General features: G+C 65.9%; 16 protein-coding genes. 9 read left to right on the top strand and 7 right to left on the bottom strand.

Features of this window, described 5'->3' with window-relative positions; genetic code table 11:
• Positions 1 to 46 precede the first annotated feature (46 nt).
• Positions 47 to 1,435 (top strand): MFS transporter, encoded by a 1,389-nt coding sequence (locus I6F33_RS18620; protein WP_036004335.1) that lies wholly within the window; start codon positions 47 to 49, stop codon positions 1,433 to 1,435.
• Positions 1,436 to 1,439: 4 nt separating this feature from the next.
• Here the strand turns inward: I6F33_RS18620 and I6F33_RS18615 are convergent, their stop codons facing one another.
• Positions 1,440 to 3,044 (bottom strand): B12-binding domain-containing radical SAM protein, encoded by a 1,605-nt coding sequence (locus I6F33_RS18615; protein WP_036004332.1) that lies wholly within the window; start codon positions 3,042 to 3,044, stop codon positions 1,440 to 1,442.
• 356 nt (positions 3,045 to 3,400) lie between these two features.
• On the opposite strand from I6F33_RS18615, the gene I6F33_RS18610 reads away from it, so the two are divergent.
• The 7 genes from I6F33_RS18610 to soxA all read left to right on the top strand — a co-directional run bounded on the left by I6F33_RS18610 (position 3,401) and on the right by soxA (position 9,433).
• Positions 3,401 to 3,850, top strand: coding sequence for a (2Fe-2S)-binding protein (locus I6F33_RS18610; protein WP_225143659.1), 450 nt, complete (start codon positions 3,401 to 3,403; stop codon positions 3,848 to 3,850).
• 12 nt (positions 3,851 to 3,862) lie between these two features.
• Positions 3,863 to 6,049 (top strand): xanthine dehydrogenase family protein molybdopterin-binding subunit, encoded by a 2,187-nt coding sequence (locus I6F33_RS18605; RefSeq protein WP_225143657.1) that lies wholly within the window; start codon positions 3,863 to 3,865, stop codon positions 6,047 to 6,049.
• Positions 6,050 to 6,153: 104 nt separating this feature from the next.
• Positions 6,154 to 7,425, top strand: a complete 1,272-nt coding sequence (locus I6F33_RS18600; protein ID WP_225143654.1) for an NAD(P)/FAD-dependent oxidoreductase — start codon at positions 6,154 to 6,156, stop codon at positions 7,423 to 7,425.
• Positions 7,418 to 7,864 (top strand): sulfur oxidation c-type cytochrome SoxX, encoded by a 447-nt coding sequence (gene soxX, locus I6F33_RS18595; protein WP_036004323.1) that lies wholly within the window; start codon positions 7,418 to 7,420, stop codon positions 7,862 to 7,864. The genes I6F33_RS18600 and soxX overlap by 8 nt, the downstream gene beginning before the upstream one ends.
• A 5-nt stretch (positions 7,865 to 7,869) precedes the next feature.
• Positions 7,870 to 8,337 (top strand): SoxY-related AACIE arm protein, encoded by a 468-nt coding sequence (locus tag I6F33_RS18590; RefSeq protein WP_036004321.1) that lies wholly within the window; start codon positions 7,870 to 7,872, stop codon positions 8,335 to 8,337.
• Positions 8,337 to 8,654 (top strand): thiosulfate oxidation carrier complex protein SoxZ, encoded by a 318-nt coding sequence (soxZ, locus tag I6F33_RS18585; RefSeq protein WP_036004317.1) that lies wholly within the window; start codon positions 8,337 to 8,339, stop codon positions 8,652 to 8,654. The genes I6F33_RS18590 and soxZ overlap by 1 nt, the downstream gene beginning before the upstream one ends.
• On the top strand, positions 8,651 to 9,433 hold the full coding sequence (gene soxA / locus I6F33_RS18580; protein WP_225143652.1) for a sulfur oxidation c-type cytochrome SoxA: 783 nt from the start codon (positions 8,651 to 8,653) through the stop codon (positions 9,431 to 9,433). Before soxZ ends, soxA begins: the two co-directional genes overlap by 4 nt.
• A 53-nt stretch (positions 9,434 to 9,486) precedes the next feature.
• Here soxA and I6F33_RS18575 read toward each other — a convergent pair whose 3' ends face one another.
• The 3 genes from I6F33_RS18575 to I6F33_RS18565 form a co-directional block, all read right to left on the bottom strand.
• Positions 9,487 to 11,154, bottom strand: a complete 1,668-nt coding sequence (locus I6F33_RS18575) for a regulator (protein WP_225143650.1) — start codon at positions 11,152 to 11,154, stop codon at positions 9,487 to 9,489.
• Positions 11,155 to 11,163: 9 nt separating this feature from the next.
• On the bottom strand, positions 11,164 to 11,862 hold the full coding sequence (locus tag I6F33_RS18570; protein WP_225143648.1) for a cysteine hydrolase family protein: 699 nt from the start codon (positions 11,860 to 11,862) through the stop codon (positions 11,164 to 11,166).
• Positions 11,863 to 12,167: 305 nt separating this feature from the next.
• Positions 12,168 to 13,121, bottom strand: coding sequence for a hypothetical protein (locus I6F33_RS18565; RefSeq protein WP_225143646.1), 954 nt, complete (start codon positions 13,119 to 13,121; stop codon positions 12,168 to 12,170).
• 163 nt (positions 13,122 to 13,284) lie between these two features.
• On the opposite strand from I6F33_RS18565, the gene I6F33_RS18560 reads away from it, so the two are divergent.
• The gene (locus I6F33_RS18560) at positions 13,285 to 16,761 is read left to right on the top strand and encodes an indolepyruvate ferredoxin oxidoreductase family protein (protein WP_225143644.1); all 3,477 of its coding nucleotides are present in this window, start codon (positions 13,285 to 13,287) and stop codon (positions 16,759 to 16,761) included.
• A gap of 56 nt (positions 16,762 to 16,817) precedes the next feature.
• Here the strand turns inward: I6F33_RS18560 and I6F33_RS18555 are convergent, their stop codons facing one another.
• The 3 genes from I6F33_RS18555 to I6F33_RS18545 all read right to left on the bottom strand — a co-directional run bounded on the left by I6F33_RS18555 (position 16,818) and on the right by I6F33_RS18545 (position 19,983).
• Positions 16,818 to 17,837, bottom strand: a complete 1,020-nt coding sequence (locus tag I6F33_RS18555; protein WP_225143642.1) for a S1C family serine protease — start codon at positions 17,835 to 17,837, stop codon at positions 16,818 to 16,820.
• 90 nt (positions 17,838 to 17,927) lie between these two features.
• Positions 17,928 to 18,377, bottom strand: coding sequence for a gluconate 2-dehydrogenase subunit 3 family protein (locus I6F33_RS18550; RefSeq protein WP_225143640.1), 450 nt, complete (start codon positions 18,375 to 18,377; stop codon positions 17,928 to 17,930).
• A 7-nt stretch (positions 18,378 to 18,384) separates the two neighbouring features.
• Positions 18,385 to 19,983, bottom strand: coding sequence for a GMC family oxidoreductase (locus I6F33_RS18545; protein ID WP_225112699.1), 1,599 nt, complete (start codon positions 19,981 to 19,983; stop codon positions 18,385 to 18,387).
• Positions 19,984 to 20,118: the final 135 nt, after the last annotated feature.

Below are 20,118 nucleotides of genomic sequence, written 5' to 3'. Positions count from 1 at the left end.
CGAACGTCCCCCATGGCTACGCCGCCGGAGCAGCGCGCCAACAAAAATGACGATCACGTTACCTGCCGCCGCGCGCGAGCCCGACAATCCCACCGCCGACGGTCTTCCGTCGACGCAGCGGCGCTGGGCGGTTGCCGCGATCTTCACTGCGCTCGCGATGGCCTCGCTCGACACTGCCATTGCCAACATCGCCCTGCCCGCCATCGCCGCCGACCTGCACGTCACGCCGGAGCAGTCGGTCTGGGTCGTCAACGTCTACCAGATCGCGCTGGTGGCGACGCTCTTGCCGCTGGGAGCGCTCGGCGAGATCGTCGGGCACCAGCGCATCTATCTCGGGGGACTGATCCTGTTCACCATTGCCTCGCTGTTCTGCGCGGTGGCATGGTCGCTCGACAGCCTGTTGCTGGCGCGCACGCTGCAAGGGCTGGGCGCGAGCGGCATCATGAGCGTCAACACGGCGCTGGTGCGCTTCGTCTATCCCGGCCGCATGCTCGGCCGCGGCTTCGGTCACAACGCGCTCGTGGTCGCGACCGCCTTCACCTTCGGGCCCTCGATCGCCTCCGCCATCCTCGCCTTCGGCCCGTGGCCGTGGCTGTTCGCCGTCAACATCCCCTTCGGCCTCATCGCCATCGGCATCGGCTTTGCCATGCTGCCGAAGACCCCGCGCGCTGATCACGGCTTCGACTTGCTCGGCGCGATCCTGGCCACCGCCTGCCTCGGCCTGTTCATCACCGGCATCGGCAGCGCCGCGCACAATCTGTCGCCATTCGTGGTCGGCATCGAGCTGGTCACAGCCCTCGTGCTCGGCGTGATCCTGACCCGCCGCCACGCCGATCATCCCGCGCCGATGCTGCCGATCGACCTGTTCGCCAGGCCGATGTTCGCGCTGTCGGCGGCGACGGCGGTGTGCTCCTTCGCCGTCCAGGGCCTCGCCTTCGTCTCGCTGCCGTTCTATTTCGAGGATGTGCTCGGCCGCTCGCAGGTCGAGACCGGCTTCTTCATGACGCCCTGGCCGCTGGTGGTCGGCATCATGGCGCCGATCGCAGGCCGCCTCTCCGACCGCCATGCCGTCGGCCTGCTCGGCGGCATCGGGCTCGTGCTGCTCGGTCTCGGCATGGCGCTGCTGGCGACGCTGCCGCCCAATCCCGCCATTGCCGACATCATCTGGCGGATGGTGATCTGCGGCATGGGCTTCGGCTTCTTCCAGGCGCCGAACATGAAGGCGGTGATGGCAAGCGCGCCGCCGCACCGCAGCGGCAGCGCCTCCGGCATCGTCGCGACCGCGCGCCTAACTGGGCAGACCACTGGCGCGGCGCTCGCCGCCGCCTGCTTCGCACTCGCTGGCCACGAGGGCGCGACGCTGGCGCTGGCGCTCGGCGCGGGCTTTGCCGCGCTCGGCAGCGTGATGAGCTTCCTGCGGCTCGCCGTGAAGTAAGGCCTCAGGCCGCCGTCACGCCGACAGCCACAGGAGAGACGGCCTCGTTGTCCAGCGCGGCCAGGCGCTGGTCGATCGCCGCGATGACCTTGCGCGAGTACGGTCCGAGATGCGCATAGGCCGCGATCATCTGCACGGCGATGCGCGCCGATGACGTGTCGCGCTTGGCGCAGTTCATGAAGGTCTGCCAGAGCGGCCCCCGCGCCTCAGGAAGCGCGGACACCACCTTGTGCACGGTCTCCATGGCTCCGAGCTTGGAGCGGATATCGCCTTCGGCAAGCTCGGAACGCTGCCTCGACCGGTCGAGCAGCGTCATCAGGCGGTCGACACGTGCTGCATAGGCCGCCGGGCTGTAGATGTGTTCCAGCACCCGCTTGTAGTCCGTCAGGATGTCGCGCAACGGGCGGACCGGATCGAAATTGATGCCCGCCGTGCACTGATCGGCGCCAATCGTCGGCGCCACGTCGTGCCCGGAATGCAGCCGGCCTTCGCGCTCCAGCCGGCGCGTGAGCTGCGTGTTGGGCAAGGCATAGAGCAGGCCGACCATGGCGACGGGGATTGCCGCCTCCTCGATGAAGTCGATCATCGCCTCCGCCATCGAGACCTTCTCGTTGTCGAAGCCAACGATGAAGCCCGCGGTGACGAGCATGCCGGCGGCGTAGATCTTGTGGATGCTCTCGGCGATGTTGCGCCGCGTGTTCTGCTTCTTGCGCATCGCGACCAGCGTCGCCGGGTCCGGACTTTCGATGCCGACGAAGATGCCGAAGAAATTGGCCGCACCCATCAGCTCCAACAGCTCCGGGTCGTCGGCGAGATTGACCGAGGCTTCCGTGGAGAATTCGAACGGATAGCCGTGCGTGCGCTGCCATTCGGCGAGCTTCGGCAGGAACTGCCGTAGCGACTTCTTGTTGCCGATGAAATTGTCGTCGACGAAGTCGAGATGGCCGCGATAGCCCATCTTGTAGAGCGTCTCGAGCTCGACGAACATCTGCTCGATCGTCTTGGTCCGCGGCACGCGCCCGTAGAGCTCGATGATGTCGCAGAACTCGCAGGTGAAGGGACAGCCGCGCGAATATTGCACACCGAGATAGAGATAGTCCTCGAACTTGAGCAGGTCGAAACGCGGCACCGGCGTCTTGGTGACGTCGGCCTGGAACTTCGGTGCGGTGAAGAGGCCGGATCGCGCGCCGCTCTCCCAGGCCGCGATGAATTCGTTCATGACGCTCTCGGCCTCGCCGAGCACCCGGAAATCGGCCCGTTCATAGATATGGGGGCTCGAGGTGGGGTCGGGTCCGCCGACCACGACCGGCTTGCCGGCAGCGCGGCAGAGCTCGATCAGACGCAACGTGTCGGCCTGCTGGGGCAACATTCCGCCGGTGAAGACGACGTCGGCCCAGGCGAGATCCTCCTCCCCGAACGGCGCGGTGTTGCAATCGATCAGCCGGACGGTCCAGCTCTCGGGCAGCATCGCGGCGACGGTGATCAGGCCCAGGGGGGCGGCCGGGCGCTTGACGCCCAGCACTTTGCAGGATTCGCCGAAGGTCCAGAAGGACTCTGCCGAGAACAGCGGGTAGAGCATCAGTACGTTGCAGGGACTCGGCACGTTCATGGAACTCCTTTTGCGTCGGCGCAGTGTACCAAAGCGCCCGCGACTTGCACCCCGGCAATAGGGACAAACTGTCGCCGCAGCGCAAGCCGCGCGGGGCCCTGGAACCGGCATTCACAGCCGGACGTCGCCTCAAGCCGCGGATTGGCGCCCTCGGAACAAGGCCTCAACCCGAATCGATTGCGAAGGGATGAGCCAAAACGGCGTCCCGGTCCATACCCAGAGCGGGGGCCATGCGCCCTGGTCGCGCTCGGTTTGTTGATTTGAACCTCGGACTATTGATTTGAACCGTTCCAGTTTGCCGCACACATTGCGCCCCTGAGTTCAATCGGTGGATTGGGCCAATCAGGGGACTTGCGATGGCAAACCTAACAATCAACGGAAAACCCTTCACGCTCGACGTCGAGCCGGATACGCCGCTGCTTTGGGCGATCCGCGAGAATGCCGGCCTGACCGGCACCAAATACGGTTGCGGCATTGCACAATGCGGTGCCTGCACGGTTCACCTCGACGGCGTTGCGATGCGCTCCTGCGGCGTCTCGGTCAGCGAGGCCGAGGGCAAGCAGATCACCACCATCGAGGGGCTCGCCTCGGGCAATACGCTGCACAAGGTGCAGGAGGCCTGGATCGCCCAGGACGTGCCGCAATGCGGCTATTGCCAGAGCGGCATGATCATGGCGGTGGCCGCGCTCTTGAACGAGAAGCCGAAGCCGACCGACGCCGACATCGACGAGGCCATCACGAATATCTGCCGCTGCGGCACCTTCCAGCAGGTGCGCGAGGCGATCCACACGATCGCGAGCGCGTAAGGAAATCCCCACATGAACAAGCATATATCGCCGCGGCTCAACCGCCGCGCCTTCGTCATCGGCACCGCTGCGGTCGGTGCCGGCCTTGCCATCGGCCTCGACCTGCCCTTCGGCGGCCCCGCCGTGGTCCGCGCCGCCGACGGCTCGCCGGAGATCGGCGCCTGGGTCGTGGTCAGGCCCGACGACACCGTGGTGATCCGCATCGCCCGCTCGGAGATGGGCCAGGGCTCGCTGACCGGCCTCGCCCAGCTCGTTGCCGAGGAGCTCGAATGCGACTGGACCAAGGTCACGACCGAATATCCGACGCCCGGCCAGAGCGTCGCGCGCAAGCGCGTCTGGGGCGATTTCTCGACTGGCGGCAGCCGCGGCATCCGCTCCTCGCAGGACTATGTCCGCAAGGGCGGCGCCACCGCGCGCGTGATGCTGATCCAGGCCGCAGCCGACGCCTGGAAGGTGCCGGCCTCCGAATGCAGGGCCCAGAACAGCGTCATCACCCATACGCCCTCGGGCCGGACCACGACCTATGGCAAGGTCGCCGAAGCTGCGGCGAAGCTGACGCCGCCGGCGGACGTCAAGCTGAAGGATCCGAAGGACTGGAAGCTGATCGGCAAGGGCGTCAATCGGCTCGACACGGTCGACAAGACCACCGGCGCGATGATCTACGGCGTCGACGTCAAGCTGCCGGGCATGCTGAACGCTGCGATCAAGGACTGCCCGGTGTTCGGCGGCAAGCTGAAGAGCTTTGACGAAGCCAAGATCGCCAACATGAAAGGCGTCAAGAAGGTCGTCAGGGTCGGCGACACCGCCGTCGCGGTCGTCGCCGACACCTGGTGGCACGCCAAGACCGCGCTGGAAGCACTGCCGATCGTCTGGGACGAAGGCGACAACGCAAAAGTCTCCAGCGAGTCGATTGCGAAATGGCTGGCCGAGGGCCTCGACAATGCGCAGCCGGCCTATGTCGGCAACAAGAACGGCGACGCGAAGGCCGCGATTGCCGGCGCCGCCAAGAAGGTCGAGGCCGTCTACTCCTATCCCTACCAGAACCACGCCACGATGGAGCCGATGAATGCCACCGCGCTCTACACGGCGGACCGATGCGAGGTCTGGTGCGGCACGCAGAACGGCGAGGCGGCGTTTGCAGCGGTGCTGGAAGCGTCCGGCCTGCCGCCGGAGAAGTGCGACGTGCACAAGGTGATGTTAGGCGGCGGCTTCGGCCGGCGCGGCCAGACCGACTATGTCCGCCAGGCGGTTATGATCGCCAAGCAGATGCCGGGCACGCCGATCAAGCTGCTGTGGTCGCGCGAAGAGGACATGGCGCACGGCAGGTATCACCCGATCACCCAGTGCAAGATGACCGGCGCGTTCGATGCTAACAACAACCTGATCGCGCTGCACTACCGCCTGTCCGGGCAATCGATCCTGTTCTCGCTCCGCCCCGAAGCGTTGCAGAACGGCATGGATCCCGCGGCATTCCAGGGCGTCGCCCAATCCGGCGAAGCCGCATTCGGCTATTCGGTGCCGAACCTTCTGGTCGAGCATGCGATGCGCAACCCGCACGTCCCGCCCGGCTTCTGGCGCGGCGTCAACGTCAACCACAACGCGATCTACATGGAATGCTTCATGGACGAGCTCGCCCATGCCGCAGGCCAGGACCCCCTCGAATTCCGTCGCAAGCTGATGGGCAACCACCCCAAGCACCTCGCGGTGCTCAATGCGGTGGCCGAGAAGATCGGCTGGACCACGCCGGCGCCGCAAGGCGTCTATCGCGGCATCGCGCAGGTGATGGGCTATGGCAGCTATGTCGCCGGCGCCGCCGAGATCTCGGTGACCGACGCCAACAAGATCAAGGTGCATCGCATCGTCGCCTCCACCGATCCCGGCTACGTCGTCAATCCGGCGCAGGTGGAGCGACAGGTCGCCGGCTCCTTCGTCTATGGCCTCTCCGCGCTGTTCTACGGCGGCTGCACGGTGAAGGACGGCAAGATCGAGCAGACCAACTTCGACACCTACAACTCGATGCGCATCAACGAGATGCCGAAGGTGGAGGCGGTGATGGTGCCGAGCGGCGGGTTCTGGGGTGGCGTCGGCGAGCCGACCATCGGCATCGCGGCGCCGGCGGTGCTGAACGCGTATTTCGCCGCGACCGGCAAGCGCATCCGCCATGTGCCGCTGCGCGACCAGAACATCACCTTCGCGTAAGGCATGATCCGGAGAAGTGTGGAGCGGTTGTCCGAAAAGATCATGCTCAAAGGACAAATCGCGGCGGCCGTATCGGCCGCCGCAGCATTTTCCGGACAGGTCTCATGAATGCGCCGGTGACGCGGCGGAATGCCGTCCTCGGCATCGCCGTCGCGGCTACATCGCTCGCCGCCCCTTCGATCCTGCGCGCGCAATCGGCGGGCCGCGTCGTCGTGGTCGGCGGCGGCTTCGGCGGCGCGGCTTGCGCCCGCGCGCTCGCGCGCGCCGATGCTAAATTGCAGGTCACCCTGATCGAGCCGAACCAGACCTACATCTCCTGTCCATTCAGCAACGAGGTGATCGCGGGCCTGCGCGAGATCGAGGCGCAGCAGTTCGCCTATGACAAGCTTGCCGCCGGGGGCATCAGCATCGTCATCCAGGCTGCGACGGGCATCGACACGCAAACGCGTCGTGTGACGACGGGGGATGGCACCACGTTCGGCTATGACCGCCTCGTGCTCTCGCCCGGCATCGACTTCCATTTCGAAGCCCTGCCCGGCTACGACGACGCCGCATCGGAGACGATGCCGCACGGCTGGAAGGCCGGCGCGCAAACGCTTTTGCTGCGCCGGCAATTGGAAGCGATGGCGGATGGCGGCACGGTCGCCATTGCGATCCCGGCCAATCCTTCCCGGTGCCCGCCAGCGCCCTACGAGCGCGCGAGCCTGATCGCGCATTACCTGAAGTCGAGAAAGCCGCGGTCGAAAGTTCTGATCCTCGATGCCAAGGACGCGTTCTCTCAGCAGCGGCTGTTCGAGAAAGCGTGGAAGGAGCTCTATGGCGACATGATCGAGCGCGTCGCACTGTCGCAAGGCGGCCGCGTCACCTCGGTCGATCCGACGATGCGAACCATCGTCACGGAGTTCGGCAACTACACCCCTGACGTCGCCAACGTCATCCCGCCGCAGCGCGCGGGGCGCATCGCCGCCATCGCGGGCGCTGCGGACGCGACGGGCTGGTGCCCGATCGATCCCGTCACGTTCGAGTCGAAACTCGTTTCGAACGTCCACGTCATCGGCGATGCCTGCCTCGGCGGCGGCATTCCCAAATCGGCATCCGCTGCGAGCGCGCAAGGCAAGGCCTGTGCTGGAGCGATCATGAATCTCCTTGCAGGCCGCGCACCGGAGGCGCCACGCCTGACAGGCGTCTGCTACAACGTCGTCGCGCCCGGTTACGGCTTTTCGCTGGCCGGCAATTACGAGCCCAGGGGCGACATCTTCGCCGAGGTCGAGGGCGGCGCCACCAGCCCGGTCGACGCGCCGCGCGAATTGCGCGCCCGCGAGGCGGACGAGGCCGAGCGCTGGTTTGAAACCATCACGGCGGACACCTTTGGCTAGAGCACCGATCCATATCGCAGCGCTGATCTCTGCCAGCCTCGCCTGCAGCGCGAGCGCGGACGAGCTCGTGCCCTACACAATCGTCGGCGACGGCATTCCCGCCTCGCTCACCGGCTCGCCCAGCGATGCCACGCGTGGGCGCGCGCTGGTGCTCGCACGCACGACGACCTGCATCCTCTGCCATTCCGGCCCATTTCCGGAAACGCGGTTCCAGGGCGACCTCGCGCCTGATCTTGCCGGTGCCGGGAACCGGTGGTCCGCGAGCCAGTTGCGGCTTCGACTGGTCGATGCCTCGCGCTTCAATCCGGACACCATCATGCCGTCCTATTATCGCAACGACGGCCTCGTCCGCGTCGGACGCAACTTCGCCGGCAAGCCGATCCTGTCGGCTGCGGAGATCGAGGACATCGTGGCTTTTCTTGCAACGCTTCGGGACTAGGTTTCATGCCAACCACGCGACGACAATTCTTGAACCTCGCCGGAGGCGTGACAGTCGCCGGCACGGTCCCGATCGTGACGCTGCGGCCGCTTCAAGCGACGCCGGCGATGCTCAACGCTGCGATCCGTAACCTCGTCGGCGAAGCCCAGCTTCGCAGCGGCAGGATCAGGCTCGACATTCCGCCGCTGGTCGAGAACGGCAATACGGTGCCGATAACTGTCAGCGTTGCAAGCCCGATGACGGCGGACGACCACGTCAAGAGCATCCACGTCTTCAACGAGAAGAACCCGCAGCCGAACATCGGCAATTTCTATCTTGGTCCTTCCTCCGGCCGCGCCCAGGTCTCGACCCGGATCCGGCTCGCCGACACCCAGAAGGTGGTCGCGATCGCGCGCCTGTCCGACGACACGTTCTGGCAGGTTGCCGCCGATGTCGTCGTGACGCTGGCGGCCTGCACCGAGGAGATGAACTGATGGCCGCCCTCATCAACGTTCCCTCGAAAGCCAAACGCGGCGAGATCATCGAGATCCGCACGCTGACCTCGCACATCATGGAAACAGGATTCCGCCATACCGCGGACGGCAAGCTCGTGCCGCGCGACATCATCACGAGCTTCATCTGCCGCTACAACGGCGCCGAAATCTTTCGTGCCGACCTGTTTCCGGCGATCGCGGCGAACCCATATTTGTCGTTCTTCACGGTGGCCAAGGAGAGCGGCAAGTTCGAGTTCGAGTGGATTGGCGACAACGGCTATTCGTCCACCGCATCCGCATCGATCAGGGTCGAATGATCGCTTGGCGCGCGATAGCGGCGGCGGCGATATTCCTCGTCACGGGCCCAGCCCTGCTCGCCGCAGAGATCCCGCCCGATGCGCGCCGCTCCGGCTATGCCTTCATGGGCCCGGACACCCGGGCGATGCAGGACGACGACACCGCCAATCCCGGCATGCTGTTCGTGCTCGACGGCGAGCAGCTGTGGAAGAAGAAGACCGGCAGCGCCGACAGGGCATGCGCCGATTGTCATGGCGATGCGCGCACCAGCATGAAGGGCGTCGCGGCGCGTTATCCTGCCTTCGACAAGGCCCTCGGCCGTCCCGTCACGCTCGACCAGCGCATCAATCTCTGCCGGGCCAATCATCAGCAGGCGACGCCGCTACCTTACGAGACCCGCGACCTGCTCGCATTGTCCGCCTTCGTCGCCCACCAGTCGCGTGGCAATCCGATCACGACCGGCGACGATCCGCAACTCAAGCCGTTTGTCGACCAGGGCCGCGACCTCTTCATGCAGCGCGAAGGCCAGCTCAACCTTGCCTGCACCAACTGCCATGACGACAATTTCGACAAGCGCCTCGCGGGCGCTCCGATCACGCAAGGACAGCCGACCGGCTATCCGCTGTATCGACTGGAATGGCAGACGCTGGGCTCGCTGGAGCGACGGCTGCGCAGCTGCATGAGCGGTGTCCGCGCCCAGGCCTATGATTACGGCTCACCCGAGTTGGTCGCACTCGAACTGTACCTGATGTCGCGGGCGCGCGGCCTGCCGATGGAAACGCCGGCGGTACGCCCCTGAAACAGAAGCGGCCGGGCGATCGCCCGGCCGTTTCCTCGAAGTGAAAGCCGGGCCTATTCCGCCGGCGCGGCCGACATCTCCGGATGCGCGGCATAGTGTTCGCTGGCGCCGAGCTTGCTGGCGGCGAATAGGCCTGCCGCCATCACGGCGTAGGCCAGCGCGACCGCGGGGGTCACGCCAAAGCCGCCGCCGATGCCGACGGCCTCGCCATGCATGAAGCCGAAATAGGTCAGGATCGCCCCGACCAGCGCAAAGGCGGAGGCCTTCTCGAAATCGCGCTCGATGATGAAGACACCGATAGCGCCGAGGATGAGGCCGCCGAGGATGGAGCCGCCGCCCATGACTTCGAGGCCGTGATAGAACACGCCCTGCTGCGGCAGCGCCGCCACCGCTGCGGTCTTGACCGCGTCGGCCTTGTCGGCCGCCATCCCGCCGACGGTTGCTGCCGCAGTCATGGTGGAGGCCAGCATCGTATCGATCTGGAGCTTGGCCCAGGCGGCAAGGTGCGGGGTCAGTGCCAGCACGATCGCAGGCGCGTGCTTGACCGGCGTGGTCTGGAACGCCTGCGCGCCGATCAGCATGCCGATGTAGAGCAGGATCGGAGAGATCGCGACCACGGGCACCAGCGCCAGCAGCACCGAGATGATGCCGAACCAGGACAGCACCACCACCATGATGCCGGTCGCAGCCGAATAGCCGATTCGGCCGCCCATCGCCTTCCAGCCGGGATGGCCGATATAGACCGCGTTGATGAAAGGATTGCCCATCAGGCAGCCGATCAGGCTGACGACGCCGTCGGCGGTGAGCACGCGCGTGGTCGGATAGTCGTCGCCGGCCGCTTCCGCGCTCTCGACATTGTCCATGGCCTCGACGAGCTCGTAGATGCCGAACGGAATGGCCGTGACCAGGATGATGCCGAGGAATTCGAAGCCGGAGAAGACGTAGCCAAACGCCGGGATCGGCACCGAGAAGCCGAAATTGGCGAAGGCCGCACCGACGCCCGCGATGCTCAGGCCGCCGAGGCCGAGCCCGAACAGGTTCGAGCCCCAGGCGATGATCATGCCGGCCGCGATTGCGACGAGGCCCGCGGGAATGCCGCGCCAATACTTCACGCCGCCGAACCAGCTCACCAGGATGATGGCGAAGCAGACGAGACCGATCTGCGGCGTCATGTACATCTCTAACGCTGGCCGCATCGAGATGAAGGTGACGGAGACCCCTGCGAGCGTGCCGAGCAGCGCCGCGCGCGGCGTGATCTTGCGGATGAACGGCGCGATGAAGCCGCCGATCATCAGGATGAAGCTCTGGAAGAATACCCAGACGAGGCCCGCCGACCACCCCTTGAGCGGATCGCCGGTCTTGAGCGTGATCGGCAGCATGATCACGAAGGTCACGATGAACATGTGCGGCACGCTGACGCCCGACGGCAGCGCGCAGACGTCGTTGCGGCCGGTCTTCTGGGCCAGGCGATAGGCGAGATAGGCGTAATAGAAGGTGGAGAGACACATCATCAGCCCGAGCGCGGGCAGGATGCGGCCGAACACGAGGCTGTTGGGCATCTTCAGCACGAAGCGCAACAGGCCCGTGAGCACCAACATGTTGACGAGGATGTTGGTGCCGAAGCCGAACAACGCGTTCCAGTCGCCCGACGTCCATAGCGCCGGCTTGAAGTCGAACTTGTTCAGATCAGAACTGCCGGCCGCCCCCGTCAATGTGCTCATGATATACCCCTATGTGGTCGAAACCTTCATTGCCTCCAGAACTGCGGCTGAATCCGCGACCCAACCGAAGATGCCGCCCTGGGCCTTGATCATCTTCAGGCCCATCTCGTGAAACTCGGGGAAGTAGGACGCGCAGCCGTCGGCGATGACGACGCAGCGATAGCCGCGGTCGTTGGCCTCGCGCACCGTGGTGTTGACGCACACTTCGGTGGTGACGCCGCACACCAGCAAATTCTCGATGCCGTATTTTTCCAGGACCTCGCCGAGCTCGGTCGCGTAGAACGCCCCCTTGCCGGGCTTGTCGATCACGATTTCGCTGTCGAGCGGATAGAGCTCGGGAATGATGTCGTGGCCGGCCTCGCCGCGAATGAGGATGCGGCCCATCGGACCAGGATCGCCGATGCGAAGGCTCGGCGCGCCGCGCTCGACCTTGGCCGGCGGCGCATCGGAGAGATCGGGCAGATGCCCCTCCCGCGTGTGGATGACCAGCATGCCGGTGTCGCGCGCGGCCGCCAGCACCGCGCCGATCGGCTTCACCGCGCGCGCGAGCTGGCTGACGTCGTTGCCCAGCGTCTCGCCGAAGCCGCCGGGCTCCATGAAGTCGCGCTGCATGTCGATGATGAGGAGCGCGGTGGCGGGCCAGTCGAGCGCGATCGGCTCGGGCTCGGCGCTGACGACGCCCTTGGTCGGCTTGGCTGAGTTCAACATGACGGCCCCGCGAGAACTCTCCTGGCCGGGAGTTCTGCAAGCGCCGTGCCATTGTGTACAATTGCGGTTGAGCGCGGGTAGCGAGGGAATTTGTCGTCTAGTCAGAAGGTTACGCCGGCGATCGGCGCCTGCTTATTCCCTGTGCGACGGCTTCGCGCCGTGCATCTGCTTAAGAGATAAGCGGCTTCCTCCGTCATTCCGGGCCGACGCGCCAGCGTCGAGCCCGGAATCCATCGGGCCGCGGTACGCGAGGTGAAATGGATTCCGGGTTCGCGCTACGCGCGCCCCGGAATGACGAGCAGAGGCTACCGACCCGCCCCATACAACTGCCGATGCTCTTCCTCATACGGGGCGTAAGACTCCTTCAGCGTCGCCATGTTCAGCAGCATGGCCGCCACCATCGTGCCCGCCTTGTCGAACACGCGCGTCTTGACCCAGGCGCTTTCGGTGCGGCGGCTGCCGGACAGCGCGACCACTTCGCGCTCGACCTCGTATTCCTCGCCCTCGAAAAGTGGACCCTTCAGCAGGCGGATCTCCTGGTCGGCGAACAGGCCGACGGCCGGGCCCTTGGCCGGCAGCGGATCGTCCTTGGAGCGGTACTGGAACAGCACGCTCAGCATCTCCATCGGGATGATGGGCTTGCCCCACGGATTATCCGCGCCCGAATAGTACGGCGAGCTTTCGGTGATGACGGCGAGCTTCTGCCTCAGCGAGAACGGATAGAGGTCGCCCATGTTCTGGTCGAACGCCATGCGCACCGACTGCCGCTTGCTGGTCTGCGCCACCTTCACATCGCGCAAGATCACGGGATCAGTGAGCGGCTTGAGCTCGCCAAGGCGCGCCTCGAGCGCCGTTGCAACCGGCAAATCGCCGACTGATGCCGTGCCGCGCAGCACCTCAGTGCCGTCGCGCTTGACCATCTGGATCTGGCACTGGCGGGTGCCGGGCAATGGCTTCGCCAGGATCGCCTGCACCTCTTCGCCCTCATAGCAGACGCTGCGGTAATGTGCTGAAAGGCAGCCTATCTCGAACCAAGCCTGCCCCCACAGCCGCTCGCCGAGCGGAGCGAACTGGCTGAAATGCGTCGGGCCCTCGATCGTGCCGCCCTTGAAGCCGAGCTTCTGCGCGGTGGCGTCGTCATGGATCGAGGCGTGCGCGTCATAGGTCTGCGCCTGCAGCATCTGGCGTTGCTGACGCCACGGCCCGATCAGGGCCTCGGCCGTCTCCGTGATCTCGGTGTCGAATGCGTTTGCAGTCATGGCGCTCTCCGCGTGCAAGCCATGACTAGCAGGAGCGCCACGGATGCGGCCAGCGATATTGACTTCGCTGGCCCATCCTTTTGACTGTCACAATTCGCATCGCGCAGCCGCGATTCCTCCCGCACCGCAAACCTCCCGCCGAACGAAAGACGAGGACTTCCGAATGACGCTGTTGCAGGTCGAGCTGGACGACAAATACCGGCTCGAATCGAAGCGGATCTTCCTGTCCGGCACGCAGGCCCTGGTCCGCCTGCCCATGTTGCAGCGCGAACGCGACCGGCTTCAGGGCCTCAACACCGGCGGCTTCATCTCGGGCTATCGCGGTTCCCCGCTCGGCATGTACGACCACGCGTTGTGGCGGGCGAAGTCGCACCTTCAGCAGCACGACATCGCTTTCGTCCCTGGTTTGAACGAGGACCTCGCCGCAACTGCGGTCTGGGGCAGCCAGCAGGTCGGCCTGTTTCCCGGCGCCAAGGTCGATGGCGTGTTCGGCATCTGGTACGGCAAGGGCCCGGGCGTCGACCGCTCGGTCGATGCGCTCAAGCACGCCAATGCCGCCGGCACCTCGCGCAACGGCGGCGTGCTGGCGCTCGCTGGCGACGACCACGGCTGCCAGTCCTCGACGCTGGCGCATCAGAGCGAGCAGGTGTTCGCGGCGGCGCTGATTCCCGTGATCAATCCTGCCACGCTCCAGGACTATCTCGACCTCGGCCTCTACGGTTTTGCACTGTCGCGCTTCTCGGGCTGCTGGGTCGGCTTCAAGGCGATCAGCGAGACCGTGGAGAGCTCCGCGTCGATCTATAGCGACCCTGAACGCATCCAGATCGTGGTGCCCGACGATTTCGAGATGCCGCCCGGCGGCCTCAACATCCGCTGGCCCGATCCGCCGCTCGAGGCTGAGAAGCGCCTGTTCGGCCCCAAGATGGCCGCAGTGCAGGCCTTCGCCCGCGCCAACCAGCTCGACCGCATGGTGCTCGATTCCAAGCCTGCGCGGCTCGGCATCGTCGCGACTGGAAAAGCCTATCTCGACCTGCGCCAGGCGCTCGTTGATCTCGGCATCACCGACAAGGACGCGCAGGACCTGGGCCTTCGCATCTACAAGGTTGCCTTGACCTGGCCGCTGGAGGAAAGCGGCGCGAAACGTTTCGCTGAAGGTCTTCAGGACGTGCTGGTGGTCGAGGAGAAGCGCGGCTTCATCGAAGACCAGCTGATGCGGATCCTCTACAACGTCGATGCCTCAAAGCGCCCGACCGTCACCGGCAAGCGCGATGAGCGCGGCGCACCGCTGTTGCCGAGCGAGGGCGAGCTGACGCCGACCATCGTCGCTGGCGCGCTGGTGGCGCGCTTGCGCAAGCTCGGCCATCACAGTCCCGTGCTGGAGCAGCGCCTCGCCAGGCTCGAGGCCTTCGACAACCCGGTGACGACCAGCACGCCGATCAAGCTCGCGCGCACGCCGTTCTTCTGCTCGGGCTGCCCGCACAACACCTCGACGCGGGTGCCCGAGGGCAGCCGCGCCATGGCCGGCATCGGCTGCCACGGCATGGCGCTGAGCATGCCGACCCGCCGCACGGATCTGATCTCGCATATGGGCGCCGAGGGCGTGAACTGGATCGGCCAGTCGCCCTTCACGAACGAGAATCACATCTTCCAGAATCTCGGCGACGGCACCTACACGCATTCCGGCCTGCTCGCCCTTCGTGCGGCTTCGGCCGCCGGCATCAACATCACCTACAAGATCCTCTACAACGACGCCGTGGCGATGACCGGCGGCCAGCCCGCCGAAGGCGCCTTCAACGTCGCGCAGATCGCCCATCAAGTCTGGGCCGAAGGCGTCAAGCGGCTTGCGATCGTCTCCGACGATCCCACAAAGTATCCGCAAGGCGGATACTTCCCGCAAGGCGCGACCATCCACCACCGCCGCGAGCTCGATGCCGTGCAGCGCGAGCTGCGCGATATCAAGGGCCTAACGGTCATCATCTACGACCAGACCTGCGCCGCCGAGAAGCGCCGCCGCCGTAAGCGCGGGCTCTATCCCGATCCCGCCAAGCGCGCCTTCATCAACGAGCTCGTTTGCGAAGGTTGCGGCGATTGCTCGCAGGCCTCGAACTGCGTCTCGGTGCAGCCGCTGGAGACCGAATTCGGCCGCAAGCGCCAGATCGACCAGTCGAACTGCAACAAGGACTTTTCCTGCGTCGAGGGCTTTTGCCCGAGCTTCGTCACCGTCCATGGCGGCTCGCTGAAGCGGATGAAGACCTCGGCTGTGGATTCCGGCCAGCTGTTCGCGGATCTGCCGCTGCCGCCGGCGCGTGAGCTGGACGGGCCCTACAACATCCTCGTCACCGGCATCGGCGGCACCGGCGTCATCACCATCGGTGCCCTGCTCGGCATGGCTGCCCATGTCGACGGCCGCGGCTGCTCGGCGCTCGACTTCACCGGCCTGTCGCAGAAGAACGGCGCGGTGATGAGCCATGTCCGCATCGCACGGAGGCCGGAAGATATTTCCGCGGTCCGCATCACCACGGGCGGCGCTGACGTCATCCTCGGCTGCGACATGATCGTTTCCGCGGGCCCGACGGCGCTGAGCCGCGCCGAGCGCGGTGTGACCAAGGCCTACATCAACGCTGATCTGCAGCCGACCGCGAGCTTCGTGCAAAACCCCGATCTCGATTTCGAGATGGGCGCGATGCAGACCGTGCTCCGCGACGCTATCGGCGACAACAACCTCGACATCATCGACGCGACAGGCATTGCCGCGGCACTGATGGGCGATTCCATCGCGACCAACCCCTTCATGCTCGGCTTTGCGTTCCAGAAGGGCGCGATCCCGCTGTCGCTGGAGGCCCTGCTCCGCGCCATCGAGATCAACGGCGCTGCGATCGAGATGAACAAGCTCGCCTTCACCTGGGGCCGGCTCGCTGCCCACGACATGTCGCGCGTGCGCAGCGTGCTCCAGTTCAAGGCAAGAGCGTCCGCGCCTGCGAAATCGCTCGACGATATCATCGCGACGCGCGCCGAATTCCTGACCTTCTATCAGGACAAGGCCTATGCCGACCGCTACCTCGCAGCCGTCGCCAAGGTGCGCAAGGCGGAGAGCACGGCTTCGGCGGGGTCAACCGAGCTCACCGAAGCGATCGCAAAGAACCTGTTCAAGCTGATGTCCTACAAGGACGAATATGAAGTCGCCCGGCTCTACACCGACGGCAGCTTCGCCAAGCAAGTCTCGGAGAAGTTTGACGGCGACTTCACGCTGAAGTATCACCTCGCACCGCCGATCTTCGCCAAGCGCGACAAGGCAACCGGACATCTGCAGAAGCAGGAGTTCGGCAGCTGGATGACCCACGCCTTCCGCGTGCTCGCCAGGCTGAAATTCCTGCGCGGCACCGCGTTCGATCCGTTCGGCCGCACCGAGGAGCGCCGGACCGAGCGCAAGCTAATCGCGCATTACCTGGCGATGATCGATCAGCGGATCACAGGGCTGAAGGCGGAGCAGATCCCGCTGCTGGCGCGGCTTGCGCGCGTGCCGGAGACCATCCGCGGCTTCGGCCACGTCAAGGAGGCCAACATCAGGCTGGCGGCGGCCGAGACGGCGCGGCTGGAAGCGGAGCTGGAGAACAGCCGCTTTGCCGCCGCGGCGGAGTAGAGGCTAGGCGCCAGCCTCTCTCCGCGTCAGGCACATACACGCTGTCATCGCCCGGTTCAGCGCGCCGGCTTGCGCTCGATCGGGTCGATATCGATCGCCCGGAGGCGGCCGAGGCGCAGCACGTCCATGGCGAGCCGGCGGCCGATCCGGTCGCGGTCGAGCACGCGGATCAGATCGTCGACGCCATTGATCTCGACGCCGTCGAGCCTGATCACGACGTCGCCGGGCAACAGGCCTGCCTTCGCCGCTGGTCCATCCGGCTCGATCTGCATCAGAAGCGCGCCCATCTTGTTCTCGACCCCGGCCAGCACCGCGTGCCGCCGCGGGACCGGCGCGGTCTGCCCGGCGACACCGATATAGGCGCGGCGGACATAGCCGTGGCGGATGATCTCCGACAGCACGAATTGCGCGGTGTTGCTGGCGACCGCAAAACAGATTCCTTGCGCGCCATTGATGATCGCGGTGTTGATGCCGATCACCTCGGCATGCGACGACACCAGCGGCCCGCCGGAATTGCCGGGATTGAGGGCGGCATCGGTCTGGATCACGTCCTCGATGGTGCGCCCGCTCACCGAGCGGATCGAGCGGCCGAGCGCCGAGACCACGCCGGCCGTCACGGTCGATTCGAAGCCGAGCGGATTGCCGATCGCGATCACGAGCTGGCCGCGCCGCAGGCTCTTGGAATTGCCGAGCGCGGCATAGGGCAAGTGCCGCACGCCATTGGCACGCAGCAGCGCCAGATCCGTATCGGGATCAACGCCGAGCACCTGGGCGTCGCCGACATGGCCTTCGACGTCGCGCAGCCGGATCTCCTTCGACGTGCCGACCACATGGCTGTTGGTGAGCACGAGCCCATCCGGCGAGATCACGATGCCGGAGCCGAGCCCGCCGCGCTCGCGACCGTTCGACACCTTGGGGCCGGTCTCGACGCGCACGACCGCGGGCCCGACCCGGTCGGTCACGTCGATCACGGCACTGGAATAGGCGTCCAGCAGCGCCCGGTCATCGGCCGGGCCAGACGCCGTCGTTCGCGATGACGGTGCGTCATCGGCGATATCTGAGGTGAAGTCCAACATGGCAAGAGTCCTTGAGGCTCACACAGATGGTGGCCTGTTCCCGCCGCCGCAAGGGCCCGCCTGGAGCGCAGCGCCGGGCTGCCCAGATGGCTAGGGCGGGCGCCTCAGCGAGCCACCTCTCGCCTTGACCGGATCGAGCAGCGACCAGTCCCCCTCTGGGAGCACATGGCCCTTGGGGAATGGCGCGCGCAGGTCGAGCCCCAGCGAGCCCAGCACGCGGTCGTCGCGGTAATAGCATTGCAGTACGACACGGACGAGCGTTGCCGCGGCGGCACCGCCGCTCTTCCGAAACTCGTGCACCACCGCATCGCGTCTGGCGGCATCGAGCTCGGCGAGCGGGCCCCCGGCGAGCCGCGCCAAATGATCCAGCGCCGCCGCCACCAATTTGGTATCGCGACCGAGCGTTGCCAGCATGTCGGCCTGGATCGCGGGATCGTCGGCGCCCGGCACCTTGTACTCGTCGCTGGCCGGGATGATCATCGCGGCGATAGCGCGGAGATCGTCGCGCTGCCTGCGTGTCAGTTGGTTGTCTGCGGACATCACAGCCTCAATCGAACAAATTGGCGAGGCGCTGCTTCATCTGGTCGGCGATGTAGAGCGCGAGGGCCTGGATGGTGGAGGTCGGGTTCACGCCGCCCGAGGTGACGAAGATGCTGCCGTCGACGATGAAGAGGTTCTTCACGTCGTGCGAGCGGCCCCATTCGTTGACGACGGAGCGCTCTGGGTCGGTGCCCATGCGCGCGGTGCCGAGCAGGTGCCAGCCGCCCCAGGGGATCGGCGAGTTGACGCAGATGTCGCTCGCGCCGGCCGTCTCAAGAAACTCGCGGCCGCGCGCCAGCGCGTGCTCCATCATCTTCCGGCTGTTCTCGCTGATGGTGTAGTCGACCTTCGGCGCGGGAATGCCGTGACTGTCCTTCAGCACCGGATCGAGCGTGACACGATTGTGCTCCTCCGGCAGATCCTCGCAGATTGCGGAGAAACCGAGCCGGTGGCCGTTGAGCTTGCGGAAGACACGGTGGTGATCCTCGCCCCACGGCAAGATGCCCTTTTGCTCGCTCACGACCGCTTCGAACACCGGCCCGGCCCCGCGCACGAACTGAACGCCATAGCCGCGCACGAAACCGCGCGACAGGTCGGTGTCATACCATTGCTTGCTCCACAGACAGGTCGGCGGCGCGCGGTTAGAGTCGGTCGGCTCCTTCACATAGCCGTAGATCTGCGCATAGGGATGGAACATCAGGTTCTTGCCGACGAGGCCCGACGAATTGGCGAGCCCGTTGGGGAAGCGGCCCGATGCCGAGTTGAGCAGCAGCCGCGGCGTGCCGACGCCGTTGCAGGCGATGACGACGACATGCGCGGGCTGAAACTGCTCGATGCCGTCCTTGTCGTAATAGACCACGCCCGAGGCCATGCCGTTCTCGTCGGTGGTGATCTCGCGCACCCGGCAATGCGTGCGCAGCTCGACGCCGGCACGGATCGCATGCGGCCAATAGGTGATGTCGGTGGAGGATTTTGCGCCTTGCGCGCAGGCCGGCGTGCAATGCCCGAGATTGATGCAGCGCGCCCGGCCCTCGTAGTCCATCGTCGCGACCGTGGTGTCCGACGGCCACCAGTGCCAGCCGAGCTTGTTCATGGCCTTGGCGATGATGGCGCCGGACAGACCCATCGGCTGCTGCGGCATCGGCGGATGCGTCAGCGGCGACAGCGGATCGCCTGACAGGCCCGACGTGCCCATCATGCGGTCGTTCTCTTCGAAGAACGGAGTCAATGCCTCGTAGTCGATCGGCCAGTCGTCGGCGACGCCATCGAGCGTCTTCACCTTGAAATCGGAGGGATGCAGCCGCGGCCAGTGCGCGGTGTACATCACCGTCGAGCCGCCGACCGCGTTGTAGTTCACGACCTTGATCGGAGAGTTGTCGTCGTTGATCGGGTAGTCCTCCGGCCGGCCGCGCACGTTCGGGCTCGACGACCATTCGCCGTAGAACTTGGCCTCCCAGTCGCGGCCCGTGCTGGGATATTCCGCCGGGTTCATCCAGCCGCCCTGCTCCAGGCAGAGGATGTGCATCTTGGTCTCGGCCAGCGACCACGCCACCGCCGCGCCCGAAGCGCCGGCGCCGATGATCAGGACATCCACAGGGTCTTTCATCGCAACCTTGTCCTCCCCCTCGCCGCTTACCGGGCGATTCGGCCTTGCGCGGTCAGCGAGGCCGGCGAAACGATACGGGCAGAGCGACGGCGGAGTAAAGCTGCGGGGCCGGAATGTTGCACTTCGCGAGGCGCA

Origin of the sequence: Bradyrhizobium sp. BRP20, from assembly GCF_020194215.1 — a bacterium.
Classification (GTDB): Bacteria; Pseudomonadota; Alphaproteobacteria; order Rhizobiales; family Xanthobacteraceae; genus Bradyrhizobium; species Bradyrhizobium yuanmingense.
The sequence above is the reverse complement of the archived record's forward strand: the minus strand, read 5'-3'. Positions and strand labels throughout refer to the sequence as shown.